General features: G+C 49.7%; 11 protein-coding genes. 9 read left to right on the plus strand and 2 right to left on the minus strand.

Annotated elements, in window-relative coordinates; genetic code table 11:
* The first annotated feature begins 63 nt into the window (after positions 1 to 63).
* The 3 genes from METH5_RS0106050 (at position 64) to METH5_RS0106060 (ending at position 4,774) form a co-directional block, all read left to right on the plus strand.
* On the plus strand, positions 64 to 1,152 hold the full coding sequence (locus METH5_RS0106050; RefSeq protein WP_029147665.1) for a Fic family protein: 1,089 nt from the start codon (positions 64 to 66) through the stop codon (positions 1,150 to 1,152).
* Complete coding sequence (locus METH5_RS0106055) at positions 1,152 to 4,337, plus strand: type I restriction endonuclease subunit R (protein WP_029147666.1); 3,186 nt, start codon at positions 1,152 to 1,154, stop codon at positions 4,335 to 4,337. Before METH5_RS0106050 ends, METH5_RS0106055 begins: the two co-directional genes overlap by 1 nt.
* A 125-nt stretch (positions 4,338 to 4,462) precedes the next feature.
* Positions 4,463 to 4,774: a thioredoxin family protein gene (locus tag METH5_RS0106060; protein WP_029147667.1), complete on the plus strand. Its 312-nt coding sequence runs from the start codon at positions 4,463 to 4,465 to the stop codon at positions 4,772 to 4,774.
* Positions 4,775 to 4,796: 22 nt separating this feature from the next.
* Here the strand turns inward: METH5_RS0106060 and METH5_RS14780 are convergent, their stop codons facing one another.
* Together METH5_RS14780 and METH5_RS0106070 are read right to left on the minus strand one after the other, a co-directional pair.
* Positions 4,797 to 6,854, minus strand: coding sequence for a GGDEF and EAL domain-containing protein (locus METH5_RS14780; protein ID WP_051412869.1), 2,058 nt, complete (start codon positions 6,852 to 6,854; stop codon positions 4,797 to 4,799).
* Positions 6,855 to 6,999: 145 nt separating this feature from the next.
* Entirely contained in the window at positions 7,000 to 8,463 is a 1,464-nt protein-coding gene (locus METH5_RS0106070; protein ID WP_029147668.1) for a PLP-dependent aminotransferase family protein, read from the minus strand.
* A 249-nt stretch (positions 8,464 to 8,712) separates the two neighbouring features.
* Between METH5_RS0106070 and METH5_RS0106075 the strand changes: the two genes are divergently transcribed.
* From METH5_RS0106075 to METH5_RS0106100, 6 genes are read left to right on the plus strand one after another with little or no spacing between them, the layout of a single operon-like run.
* A complete protein-coding gene (locus tag METH5_RS0106075) occupies positions 8,713 to 9,762 on the plus strand; it encodes a MoxR family ATPase (protein ID WP_029147669.1) in 1,050 nt (349 codons plus the stop codon).
* A 13-nt stretch (positions 9,763 to 9,775) separates the two neighbouring features.
* A complete protein-coding gene (locus METH5_RS0106080; RefSeq protein WP_081726711.1) occupies positions 9,776 to 10,693 on the plus strand; it encodes a DUF58 domain-containing protein in 918 nt (305 codons plus the stop codon).
* Between the two features lie 13 nt (positions 10,694 to 10,706).
* Positions 10,707 to 11,675 (plus strand): hypothetical protein, encoded by a 969-nt coding sequence (locus METH5_RS0106085; RefSeq protein WP_029147671.1) that lies wholly within the window; start codon positions 10,707 to 10,709, stop codon positions 11,673 to 11,675.
* Positions 11,672 to 12,637 carry a VWA domain-containing protein gene (locus tag METH5_RS0106090; protein ID WP_029147672.1) on the plus strand — a complete coding sequence of 322 codons (966 nt, stop codon included), beginning with the start codon at positions 11,672 to 11,674 and terminating at the stop codon, positions 12,635 to 12,637. The genes METH5_RS0106085 and METH5_RS0106090 overlap by 4 nt, the downstream gene beginning before the upstream one ends.
* Positions 12,634 to 13,197, plus strand: a complete 564-nt coding sequence (locus tag METH5_RS0106095) for a hypothetical protein (protein WP_029147673.1) — start codon at positions 12,634 to 12,636, stop codon at positions 13,195 to 13,197. The genes METH5_RS0106090 and METH5_RS0106095 overlap by 4 nt, the downstream gene beginning before the upstream one ends.
* Positions 13,194 to 14,159, plus strand: a complete 966-nt coding sequence (locus METH5_RS0106100; protein ID WP_029147674.1) for a vWA domain-containing protein — start codon at positions 13,194 to 13,196, stop codon at positions 14,157 to 14,159. Before METH5_RS0106095 ends, METH5_RS0106100 begins: the two co-directional genes overlap by 4 nt.
* Positions 14,160 to 14,178: the final 19 nt, after the last annotated feature.

Here is a 14,178-nt window from a genome sequence, read left to right on the forward strand (position 1 = left end):
TTTTGAACATATTACAGTTATCATGTTAAAAATATCTAATTTTATTAACACGATGAGCGAGTCATGTTAACGCCGAGCTATATCATCCCCCCTTTGCCGCCTGTAGATGTGGATTTTGATGCGCCAGTGTTGCTGAAAGCATTGGCATTGGCTCATCGCCATTTGGCGGAATTGAAGGGTTGCGCCAAGAGTATCCCCAATCAAGGCATCCTGGTCAGCACGTTGACTTTGCAAGAGGCTAAGGCCAGCTCGGAAATTGAAAGCTATGTCACTACGCAGGATGAACTGTTTCAGGCGGATTTGCAGTTGGCAGCAGGGATATCAATAGCAGCTAAAGAAGTTTCGCGTTACCGTGAAGCCTTGATGTTGGGCTACGAGCAGATGCGTGAACAACAGGGGTTGTTGACCAATGGTTTGCTAATTAGCTTGTTTCAGATGCTGAAAAATAGCGCAGAGGAGTTTCGTCAAACCCCGGGTACGGTACTTAAAAACGACAAAACGGGTAAGACGGTGTTTGTACCACCGCAAGACGCGGCGGAGATTTTGCAGCATATGCATGCGCTGGAGCACTTTATCAATACGGCTGAGGATGGGCTGGATGATTTGTTGAAGATGGCAGTGATTCATCATCAGTTTGAGAGCATTCACCCATTTAGCGATGGCAACGGGCGTATTGGGCGGATAGTGAGTGTACTTTATCTGAGTAAAACGGGACTGCTAGAGGCGCCTGTACTTTATCTTTCGCGCTTTATCAATCAGCATAAGACGGATTATTACCGTCTGCTGCAGGCTGTGCGTGATCAAGGTGATTGGCAAGCATGGCTATTGTTTATGTTGCAGGCCGTGGCTGAAACGGCACAGACTACCGTGGTGCTGGTTGAGGGAATGCGTGAGTTGATGGCGGAAACCAAGCAGCGTTTACGGCAGGAGTTGCCCAAACTCTATTCTCAGGATTTGCTTAACAACTTGTTTCGGCACCCTTATACGCGCATTGAGTTTGTACAGCGTGACCTCGGCATTACTCGCCAGACAGCGGCTAAATATTTGAAGCAGCTCGCGGCCAAGGGCATCGTGCAGGAGTTTGCGCAAGGCAAGCATATGTATTTTATTAATACACCACTGGTGCGATTGCTCACTGAGGGGGAGCGCTAATGGCATTTTTATCCGAAGCCCTAGTGGAGCAAGCACTACTGGATCAACTGCAGGCACTGGGTTACAACATTGCATGTGAAGAAGACATTGGCCCAGACGGCAAGCAGCCGGAGCGAGAAAGTCACAATGAGGTGATTCTCAAACAGCTGTTTGAGGATGCTGTATCAAGACTGAACCCGAGTTTGCCAGCCGAGGCGCAACAAGATGCTTTGCGGCGAGTGATGCAATCTGAATTGCCATCGCTGCTTGAAGAAAACCGCCGCATTCACAAGCTGCTCACGGAAGGTGTAGACGTTGAGTACTACGCAAATGATGGCACGCTGACGGCGGGTAAAGTCACACTGATTGACTTTGAGCACCCAGAGCATAACGATTGGCTAGTGGTGAGCCAGTTTGTAGTGATTAACGGCCAAAGCAATCGTCGGCCAGATGTGGTGATATTCGTAAATGGCTTGCCGTTAGGCGTAATAGAACTCAAGGCGCCGGGAAGTGCAGGGGCGCATCTATTGGGTGCATTCAACCAGCTGCAGACCTACAAGCAACAGATCCCCGCGTTGTTTAATACCAATGCACTGCTGGTGACCTCAGATGGTATTGCGGCACGGGTTGGGTCACTATCAGCAGACCTTGAGCGCTTTATGCCTTGGCGCACCACCGACGGTACGGATGTTGCGCCTAAAGGTGCGCCAGAACTTTCGACATTGATTGAAGGCGTATTCGAGCAGCGCCGCTTGCTGGCTTTGCTACGCGATTTCACCGTGTTTGGTGAAACGGGGTCTGGCTTGCTCAAAATCATTGCAGGCTACCATCAATTTCATGCAGTACGGCATGCGGTTGCTTCAACAATTCGAGCTTCAGCTTCTATACAAGGCGCAGCGCAAGATCCAGCGGATTATGGTTTGCCGAGTGTGAAGACACAGCGCCAAGGTGACAAACGTGCGGGGGTTATCTGGCATACGCAAGGGTCGGGCAAAAGCTTCTTGATGGCGTTTTATGCAGGGCAATTGGTGCGGCATCCGGCCATGGCAAATCCGACACTGGTAGTACTGACTGACCGCAATGATCTTGATGACCAGCTATTTGCCACTTTTTCGATGTGCCGTGACCTGATCCGGCAGACGCCGATACAGGCCGAAAGCCGTGACGATTTGCAGAAGGTGTTAAACCGGGCCTCTGGCGGTGTTATTTTTACGACGTTGCAGAAGTTTGGCGAGGTGACAGAGCCGCTCACCACAAGACGCAACGTGGTCGTCATCGCGGATGAAGCGCACCGAAGTCAGTATGGCTTTAAAGCCAAGGTGGACGCCAAGACCGGCGAAATTTCGTACGGCTTTGCCAAGTACATGCGCGACGCCTTGCCAAATGCATCATTTATCGGTTTTACTGGCACGCCGATTGAAGCGGACGATGTGAACACACCATTAGTATTCGGTAATTACATCGATGTTTACGACATTAGCCGTGCGGTGGAAGACGGTGCCACAGTGCCGATCTACTACGAATCCCGGCTGGCGCGGATTGAGCTCGATGAGGAAGAGAAGCCAAAAATAGATGCTGAGGTGAAGTATCTCACCGAAGAAGATTCCGAGGCCGACCAAGAGCGCTTAAAGAAAAAGGGGTCTACGATTGAAGCCCTGGTTGGCAGCGATAAAAGACTGGCATTGGTCGCCAAAGACATGGTTGCCCACTTTGAAGATCGGGTAGCTGCGTTAGATGGTAAGGCCATGGTGGTGTGTATGAGCCGCCGCATTTGCGTGAGGTTGTACGAAGAAATTATGAAACTACGCCCCGATTGGCATAGCGATGATGACAATGCAGGCGCAATCAAGATTGTAATGACAGGGGTGGCGAGCGATCCTAAGGAATGGCAACAGCATATTGGCAATAAGGCTAGACGTGATTTATTGGCCAAGCGTGCACGCGATCCGCAAGACCCACTCAAGCTTGTGATCGTGCGGGATATGTGGCTCACCGGTTTTGACGCACCTTGCATGCATACGATGTACGTGGATAAACCGATGCAAGGTCACGGCCTGATGCAGGCGATAGCGCGCGTGAACCGCGTGTTTCGAGACAAGCCAGCCGGTCTGATTGTGGACTACATCGGCATTGCGCAAAACTTGAAGTCTGCCCTACAACAGTATTCTAAAAATGATCAGGAAACCACTGGCATTGATGAAGCTGAAGCCATTGCAGTGATGCTGGAGAAGTATGAAGTTGTGAGGGATATGTACCACGGCTACAACTATGCTTCTGCAATGAATGCCACACCACAAGAACGTCTGGTGATGATGGCCGGGGCGATTGAGTGGATTCTCGACCTGCAGCAGAAGCTGGCCGCGAAAGAGAAAACTAATGAAGGCAAAAAAAATGCTCATCGTCGATACCAGGATGCAGTACTAGCGTTGTCCAAGGCGTTTGCTTTGGCATCTGCCTCTGATGATGCGCGTGATATCCGAGAGGACGTTGGCTTCTTTCAGGCGATTCGAGCCGCGTTGGTGAAGAGCAGTACAGGCTCTGGAGTCACACAGCAGGAGCGCGAACTGGCAATTCAGCAGATTGTCAGTCGTGCCGTAGTTTCGACTGAGATTGTGGATATTCTTGCCGCCGCTGGTATTAAGAGCCCGGACATCTCGATTCTTTCTGATGAGTTTCTTGCTGAAGTGCAGCAGATGGAGCGTAAGAACCTTGCACTGGAAGCCTTGCGTAAGTTAATTAATGACGGCATTCGATCTCGTAGCAAAGCTAACGTGGTGCAAACCAAGGCATTTTCGGAACGCTTGGAAGATGCCGTGGCACGCTATCACGCCAATGCGATTACGACTGCCGAGGTGATACAAGAATTAATCCAACTAGCTCAGGATATTCGGTCAGCACGTCAGCGTGGCGAAGAGTCTGGACTATCTGATGAAGAAATTGCCTTCTATGATGCACTGGCAGAAAACAACAGTGCTTTAGAGGTGATGGGTGACGATAAACTAAAACTGATCGCACACGAGTTGTTAGTAAGCCTTCGCGAAAATGTCACTGTGGACTGGGCACATCGGGATTCTGCTCGGGCCCGGATGCGTGTACTGGTAAAGCGTATTTTGCGTAAGTATGGTTATCCACCTGATTTGCAAGATGCTGCTGTGCAAACGGTGTTACAGCAAGCGGAAGCTTTGTCGTCAGGATGGAAGTTTTAGTCACAAGAATCACTAACTTCCACTCATCTAGATATCATCAAAAGATTGTGCGGTTGTCTCAGTGCCTTAGGTAACTGTCAAGGAATTCTTGACAGTTCAAAGGGAGAAAGAATTAGAAATAAGCTATGGAAAACCTGGAGCCTACGCGCGAAGAAGTAAATGCCCTCAAAGGCGCCACCGTGCTGGAATTTGGTGCTAGTTGGTGCGGCTACTGTAAGGCTGCGCAAGAAACGATTACTTCTGAGCTCAGCCATTTTCCACATATCCGCCACATTAAAATTGAAGATGGCAAAGGCCGCAGGCTGGGGCGGTCGTTCCACGTGAAACTATGGCCTACGCTGATTTTGATAAAAGATGGCGTTGAGCTTAAGCGCTTGGTGAGGGAGATTGACGCGGCTGAGTTGAGGTCTGGGCTAGCGTTGATTGCAGCTGACTAAGCGTCCAAATAGAATTACTGTTTTAAACAGCAGCTTTCCACGAAGCTTGCATATCAATCTCATCAAATGGTTTGGGTTTACTAAACAAATAGCCCTGCACCACGTTGCAGTCGCAATCGAGTAAATACTTGGCTTGTTCCGCTGTTTCCACCCCTTCTGCCACAAGTTCTTTTTTCAAACTTTTCGCCATTGAAATAATCGCCTGCACAATCAGCCGGTGGTCGTTATCGTCGGCAATACCTTGAACAAATGATTGATCAATTTTAATTTCACTCACCGGAAATTTATTTAAATAGCTGAGCGCGGAATAGCCAGTGCCAAAGTCATCGAGGGAGATTCTAAAGCCCATTTTATCGAGGGATTTTAGGGTTTTGGTGATGTGGATGCTGTCACTTAACAGCAGGCTTTCGGTAATTTCTAGTGTGATCCATGCCGGGTTACATTTGGTTTTTTTGAGTAAATGGTTGATGGAGTTTAAGAGGTTGTTATGGATAAATTGCCGGCTCGATAAATTGATGGCCACGGTGATGGGGTCTGCCCGGTCGGCATTCCATCTAACGGCATCTTTAAATGCGGTGAGCATGACCCATTCCCCAATCTCAATAATGAGTCCTGAGTCTTCGGCAATGCCGATAAATTTATCGGGCGGAATCATTTCGCAGTGATTGCGATGCCATCTTATCAGCGCTTCTACGCCAACAATATGATGAGTTTCTAAATTCACTTGCGGCTGATAGTGCAGTAAAAACTCATCGTTTTGCAGGGCTCTACGTAATGATTGTTCAATGTCTATGCGTTCGATGGTGGTTTGCGATAAATCAGCTGAGTAAAACTGGTAGTTATTTCGGCCTTGTTTTTTGGCCTTATACATGGCGATATCTGAATACTTCACAATATCGCTCACATCGCTGCTGTGGTCAGGGCAAATGACGATTCCTATGCTGGCCGATATAAAAAGCTCTGTGCCCTGAATCAAAATGGGTTGCCTGATAGAGTCGAGCACTTTTTTGGCGACTATCCCCGCATTTTTAGAGTCTTTGACCTCCGACAGCACGATGGCAAACTCGTCGCCGCCCAAGCGGGCAACGGTATCTGTGGGCCGCACAGACCGCTCAATGCGCCTGGCCATTTCGTAGAGCAGCAAGTCACCTTCTGCGTGGCCGAGTAAGTCATTGACGGCTTTAAAACCATCTAAATCAAGCATTAAAAACGCAAATGCAGCGTCTGACGGCCGTGTTTTCTTGATGCATGCATCCAATACGTCAAGTAATGAAATACGATTGGGCAGTTTGGTGATTGAGTCAACATAGGCCAGATGATGGATGCGGTCCAGGTTTTCATAAGACTGCGTCATATCTTGGCCAATGGCGATGACGGTTTGCACTTCGTGGATGGCATTAAATTCTGGCGTTAACACCGTGTGCATGATTTTTTGCTTGCCATTTTTTGTGGTCAGTTTAAAAGCGACATGTTGATTCTCGCCGCTTTGAAACACCTCTTGAATACTATGCTCAAGCGCGATGGCTGATGCGCCGCCGGGATATTGTGACGGTGTTTTGCCGATCAGGCTGCTGGCGTCCACTTCGTAAAACAGTGAATTGGCATTGTTGAGAAAGATGCGCTGGCAGGCGCGGTTGTATTTGGCGATGCAGTTAGAAGAGTTTTCTACGATGGATTTGTATTCGTTTTCTCTCAGGATATTCTCGGTGACATCCCTGGCGTAACCGAGGGAACCGACCACTTCGCCATCGACAATCACAGAGGATTTGTAAGATTCTATCCAGTAATATTCACCTTCAGCGTTTTTAATCGGCACAGTCACTGCACTCGGTGCGGTATTCTGCATGGCCCATTGATCGCCATCGACATACTCTTGCGCGAGAGCAGGCGGAAAAAAATCAAAGTCTGTTTTACCAATCAGCTCAGCACTGGAGGTGACGCCCACCATGTTGGCATAGGCCGTATTCGCCACCAATATCCGGCTATTCGCATCCTTAAGCCAGACCATAAATGGAAAGTTATCAATAAGTGTCTGAATATATTGATTACTCTCAATATTTTGATTTTTAATATTTTTCATAAAATGAACGAATATTTCTAATATTGATTTATCTGCATCTTCCCACAATAAGTTAAGCCGGCGCTAATACACTGTTTTCGGTCATATTTAAATTTTCTTAAATATCAATATGTTGGTCATCAATGTATTTTATTGAGGGCAATCGTTAACTGCCCGCAAAAGCTTGTTTTAGCGCCAACACGCCTTTCTCTAGCTCAACCGTGGTTAAGCTGCCAAACCCCAGCCGAATGGCATGCACGCTTTGCTGTGATTCTGAGAACAAAGTGCCGGGCAAAATACGCACTTTATGGGTTAATGCTGCTGTCGCAATTTTTTCTACATCGTAGCCTTCTTTTAAACGCAACCAGATGGCGAGTCCGCCATCGGGGGCATCAAAGGTAACATATTCTTTGAGCTCTTTTTTAATCAGCGTAATCAGTAAGTTTCTGCGTTCGTTATACACCTTAAACGTGCGGCGGATATGGCGTTTGATTTCACCGGAGTGCATGAGTTCGGCCACGGCTAACTCAGTGACTGAGTTGCCTTGCCGGTCTATAAGCATCACTTCTTGTGCGCAGCGGTCTATCAGGCTGGGTGTGGCCACCAGGTAGCCTACGCGCAAACCGGGCGCGAGCACTTTTGATAATGAGCCGACATAGATGACGCGGCCGCCGTGGTTGGTGCTGGCGAGTGGAAACACCGGGTGATGCGAAAAGTGAAACTCGTGGTCGTAGTCGTCTTCGACAATGGTGAAATCGTATTGCTCGGCCAGCAGTAGCAGTTTTAACCGCCGCTCGGCAGTCATGATCACTGTGGTAGGAAACTGGTGGTGCGGCGTGACATAAATCGCGCGGATAGGCTGCTGCTTGCAGAGTTTTTCCAGCGCGACCACATCAATGCCTTTTTTATCTTGGCCGACAGTTAAGATATTGGCGCCGCAGGATCTAAATGCTTCTTTGGCCGCAGGGTAGCTCAGTTGCTCAACCACAATATTGTCGCCTGGCCGCGTCAATACGCGCGCGGCCAAAAAAATACCCATTTGGCTACCGCGCGCAATACAAATCTGGTCTATATCTACACTCAAGCCTCTTTCCATATTGAGCATGGTGGCGATGGATTGCCTCAAAGCCAGCGTGCCGCGCGGGTCACCATAACCTAAACTTTTGCCCTTGCTGGAGCCGATTAAAGCATGTCTAAATGCGCGCGACAGGATATTAAACGGAATCAGACGTGCATCGGGGATGCCATCGTTAAAATCAATCACGCCATCGACCGGCGATTGATAATTGAGCAGCGGGTGCGTGGGGCCTTCGACCACATTGGCGGGTTGTTTACTACTTTTTGAGGCTTGCGGCTGCGTATTAAAGTTAGGCAGGTTGGCCGAGACAAACGAGCCTCTGCGTTGCTCCGAGACCAGCCAGCCCTGGGCGATTAATTCGTCATAGGCCAAAATCACCGTTTTACGGTTGACCTTGAGTTTTTCTGCCAGCTCGCGCGTGCCTGGCATGGCGGTAGAGGGGGCTAAGCGGCCACGCTGGATTTCCTCCATGATCTGCTGGGCAATTTGCAGATAGACGGGCAAGCCCGAGGTGTCGGTAATGGTTAATTTAAGACTCCACGAACGTAGCATGTCACTCTCCATTAGCGCGACCACAAGCACTTGATCGCGGGAAAAATTCCCTTTCTTTTATTGTAAATCTGGATTATCAAACCAGCAATATATCTCGCAATTAACTGGACCAGTAAAGTTCTAAAAACTGGAGGATTGTGGACTAGTGTCACTCTGTTACATTTCTGAAACATCTTAAAACAGATCAATCGCCTGGGTGTAAACATGACTCAGTGCGCATTTTTAACCACGGTTAGTAAAGGAAGCATCATGTCACCTCCATTAGATATCCAACTGACAGATTGGCGTCATCATGCGCTGGAGCTTGAAAAGCAGGTAAACCAGGTGATTGTCGGGCAGAGCAAAGCGGTCCGCTTGATGAATATTGCGATTTTTGCCCGTGGCCATGTGTTGCTGGATGGTGGCGTCGGCGTGGGTAAAACCACTTTGCTGCAATCGATTGCGCGTGGCATTGGTGGTGCCTATGAGCGGATTGAAGGCACGGTTGACCTGATGCCGAATGACCTCATTTACCACACCTTTTTGGGGCCAGATGGTCGCCCGCAAATTGATGAAGGTCCGTTGCTGCGCGCCGGTGAAGATTTATCGGTATTCTTTTTTAACGAGATCAACCGTGCACGGCCACAGGTACATGCCTTGATGTTGCGCGTGATGGCCGAGCGTCATATCAGTGCGTTTAAAAAAGAATATCGCATGCCGCACATGATTGTGTTTGCTGACCGTAACCAGGTAGAAAAAAACGAGACGTTTGAAATCCCCTCCGCCGCGCGTGACCGCTTTATGATGGAAATCCCGATTGAGATTCCGGCGGATCGCGAGTTGAAAAAATCGCTGGTGTTTAACACCAAGTTTCAGCATGCCGAAAAACTGACGCAACAGGTGGACAGCAGCATTTTAAAGTTTGACCAGTTGAATGCGTTTTCTGACCGCCTGCAAGACCATATCCAGTCTAGCGATGTGCTGGAGGAATACACCATGGATTTATGGGACGCGACCCAGCACCCGGAAAAATTTGGTGTGACCATGGATAGCGTTGATATCAGCCGTGTGATCCAGACCGGCGCTAGTCCGCGCGGTATGGGCATGCTGATGAAGGCAGCGCGTGTGAATGCCTGGTTAAATAATCGCGATAGCTTGTACCCGGAAGATATTCATGCCGTGTTTCACGAGGTGATTTCACACCGCCTGGTGTTTAACGCCGCCTATGAAAACCGCCGCACGGCACTGGCGAGAGAGCTGACGGACAATATTATCCGCACGGTGGCGGTGCCTAGCCTGACGTTTAGCAAAGCCGCGTAAAAAGAATCGGCACATGCGTTCATTGATAAAAAATGCTGGAAAAAAAGCGGCAGACAAGGCGCGCGGGCACAACGATGACGCCTGTTATGCGCGCCCGTTTGAATATGTGATTGGCTGGAAGTCAGACAGCATTCAGCTCGGCGATCATATGGGCACCCAGCGCGGTATTGGCTCTGATTATCGCGGCACCATCAACCTGGTGGATTATCCGGATGCGCGGCGCATGGATTTGCGGCAGACCATTCGCGATCCGTTTGAGCAGGTGAAAGTGCGGCAGTTTAACCAGGACAGTACGACGCCGATTTATGCCGTGTGCGATGTGTCCGGCTCTATGCAGTTTCGTGGGCGCCAGCGCAAGCTGGATACTGCGATCGAAGTTGCCACGGCGGTGGCCAACTCGGCACAGCAGGCAGGCGATTTGTTTGGCTTTATTGGCTACAACCAGCAGGTGTTAGAGGACTACACCTTGCCGCTCAGCCGCAATTTTCACCAGAGCAAGCAAACCATTGCTTTACTGCATGATTATCAGCATTTGCGCATAGGGGTAGACGGCGTGACGGAGATGCCTGATTTTTTAGGGCAAACACGGGCATTGGTGTTCTGGATTTCGGATTTCCACATGCCGTTGGCGCAGATTGAGAAAACCCTGCTGGCAATGTCTGCACACAAAGTGATCCCCATCGTGCTGTGGGACGATGAAGAATACAAAAAACTGCCCAAGTTTGGCTTTGGCACCATGATAGACCTCGAGACCGGGCGTAACCGTACGCTGTTTTTCAGGAGCGAAGTCAAAGCCAAGTTTGTGGCTGCGTTTAATGCGCGCAGGCATGCGCTGGAAAACCTGTTTATGCGATTTGATAGCCCGGCCTTGTTTATGCACGGTGATTACCGGCCCGAGTTGATGACGCATTATTTTGAACAAGCAATGTGATGGTGAGACAAGTATGCAAACACGGATTTCAAATATAAGCATCGCCAAGGGTGTGCAGCGGCTGATCGCGATCGCCAGCATGCTATTCACGGCAACTCTTTGCCTGGCAGACGAGGCGCCCACATTCAAGGTGGCTAACCCTCAGGCCAGCAATGGGGTGCATGTGGGCGATGTGCTGACGAGAACGGTGACGGTATTGGCGCCTGCGGCATACACATTGCCAGACAATGCCTTGCCCAAAAAAGGCAGCAAGCATGCGGGTATAGAGCTGGTGCATGTGGCGCTGCAAACCGACAAGCAAGCCGAGCACATTGAATATCGCGTGCAATTGCGTTACCAGGTGTTTGCCGTCAGCCCGACGCCCAGCGTGATGCATTTGCCTGCTGAAAAATTAACATTAATCCGAAAAAATGACCCAAATAGTGCAGCAGCGGGTAGTACGCGGTTGGCTATTCCGGCGTGGGGATTCTGGTTTTCGCCGTTGGTGACCGGTGGCTCGCTCACCGCCAAGAGAAATATGCTGCCAGAAGTAAAGACACCACTGATTAACAGTGCGGCCGATCAACAGCGTCTGGGCTTATTTTTAACCCTGGCGATAGCGAGCTTGCTGGCTTTGCTATACATGAATGCTGATGGTCAATGGCTGCCATTGATGGGTGGGGCGTTTGCCCGCGCGCACCGGCAGCTCAAGCGTTTGGCCAAGTCGTCCAAGCCAAAAACAGCGGTTGAAGAAAAAAAGGCATTGGTTTATTTGCATCAGGCATTTAACCAGCACTATGGCGCCAATATTTTTGCGCGGGATGTGGACGAGTTTGTGCGCTTGCGCCCTGGCTTTAAAGGTATGCAGCCCGAGATTACGCAGTTTTTTGCGGCGTCTAATCAGTCGCTGTATGGCGTGCGTGGCCGTGATAGTGGCCAGGTGATTACGCAACTGGTGCAGCTCAGCAAGCGGTTACGCGATTGTGAGCGGGGCGTGTCATGACTCTGTTAAATCCATGGGCATTGGCACTATTGCCAATTGCGCTGCTGCCGTTTTGGTTAAAAGGCCATCAAGGACAGCATTACAGCTGGCTTGAGATGATGCCTGAAGACCTGTTTTCGGACCGGCTGAATCTGGCTGTTAAAGTGATTATGTCGTTGCTGTTGTTGAGCATTGTGATTGCACTGGCTGCGCCCAGAGGCTCCGATAAGCAAATACCGCGGGTGGGCAAAGGCGCCCAAACGGTGATGGTGATAGACCGTAGTGTGAGTATGGACCACCCGTTTGCCGGTGATGCGTCCGGCCATGTGGCAGAAATCAAGTCTGCCGCCGCCCGCCGCATTATTACGCAGTTTATTGACTCGCGCCCGAACGACATGATGGGCGTGGTTGGTTTCACCAACTCGGCGCTATATGGCATCAAAATTACCACTAATCGCGATGCGATTCATGCCGCGATTGTGGCCGCCACCAGCCCGTCGCTCAACCAGACCAATATTGGCGCAGGGCTGACCGAAGCGGTGGGGTTATTCGATAACATTCAGAGCTCTGGTTCACGCGCGGTGATTTTATTGTCAGACGGTGCAGGCAAGCTGAGCCCGCGCGTGAAGTTTTTGCTCAGCGAGCGCCTAAAAAGCCGCAAGCTGAGTATTTACTGGATCATGCTGCGCGAGCCAGGCGAGCCGAGCATTTTCTCCAAAAACGAATATGACGAAGACCGCACGCCAAACTCCATTGTGCTGCATAAATACTTTCAATCGCTGGGGCTTAAATACAAAGCTTATGAAGCAGACGACCCGGAAACCTTGCAGTCTGCCATTAATGACATCGACTCACGCGAGAAAAAAGCCATTCAATATCGCGAAACCATTGCTGGCGACGATTATTCCAGGGTATTTATGATGAGCGCGCTGGTGCTGGTGTTGCTGATTCTGGTGATTAAAAATGTGAGGGTATACGAATGAAAAATCATTTAATGCGCAAAAACCAGGTGCTGTGCGTTGCCCTCATCGTGGGCGTGCTAGGCAGTGCCTACGAGGGTTATCAAGTGCGTAAAATCGCCCATGCTAATGCGGCGTTGCAACGTGGTGCCGTGCTCGAGGGTGACCTGTATCCGTTTCATCAAAAGTTTGCCGATGCTTATCAGCAAGGCAACGCTGGCCATTACAAGCACGCGATACAGAATTTTGGCCAATTGTTAGAGGCGCCTAAACAACATGATGAGGCGGTGTTCATGCCTAACGAACAACTAAAATCGCAGATTCATTTTAATATTGGCAACCACCTGTTTCACTCTGGTTTGCAGCGCCTGGTTGAGGCGGATGGTGCGATTCAGGAGCAAGCCAAATTTGATTATTTGCAGGCGCGGGCGGCGTATGAACAATCACTTAAACTGGACCCCAATAATCAGGCGGCCAAATTCAATTTGAGTTTATTGCATGGCGTGATCCCCAAACATATTAAAACCGTGCCGCAGGACCCTTCCGGCATGGAAATCAGCAACTTGCCACAGGGCTTGCCATGAACCGTCTTTTTTCGCTGCTGAAAGCCCATTACGAAACCAGCCTGCTGCTGGGTGCCATGCTTTTTTTGCTGCTGGCGCTGGTGAAGCCAGAGATTCAGCTCAAGCAAGAGGTGCATAACTATTTATTGCTGGCCGATATTTCGCAAAGCATGAATGCGGAAGACATGAAGGTGGATAGTAAGCCTGCCACACGCTTGGCCTATACCCAGCACTTAATGAAGCAGGTGGTGAAAACCTCGCCCTGCGGCACTTATGTGAGTGTGGGCGTATTTGCGGCGGAGAATGTTGCGCTACTGTTTATGCCATTAGAAGTGTGTGCTAACTTTGACATTATCACCGACAGCATTAATCACCTGGAATGGCGCATGGCCTGGAGCGGCAATAGTCGGATGACGTTTGGCGTAAAAGCGGCTGAGGCGACGTTTGATTACCTGAATATTCCGGCGCAAATGCTGTTTTTTACCGATGGTGATGAAGCGCCCAAAGCCAATGGTATCAACAAGCTGGATATTAGCGATGTGCGCATCGGCAAGAATATTATTTTTGTTGGTGTGGGCGGCAAAGAGCCTTCGCCAATTAAGCGCTTTAACGCGAATAATCGTTTTGTCGGCTATTGGGGCACCGACGCAGCGGCCGAAAGCGCGGGTGGTGGTGTCAATTACAGCGACGCCAGCAAAGATGATCCTGACCCACCGGTGGCCTATGCTGAGTTTGATCGTTATTTATCCAGCCAGGATGTCGATCATCTAAAAGAAATGGCCACCGAGATCAAAGGCCAATATATCGAAGGCATCGACCAACCGGCATTTTATACGTTTGTGCAATCGCAAACGCCCGCCGCTAAATTTGTCACCAGCTATTCGGTTAAGTGGATATTTTTAAGCCTGGCAGCATTGATGATCATCGCAACCTATTTGCCGGATCTGCTGGCCTATCGTTTGCGTGATCGGCACACTGCTTGATCATGGCCGATGGCTTTGG

This window comes from Methylophilus sp. 5 (assembly GCF_000515275.1).
Lineage (GTDB): Bacteria > Pseudomonadota > Gammaproteobacteria > Burkholderiales > Methylophilaceae > Methylophilus.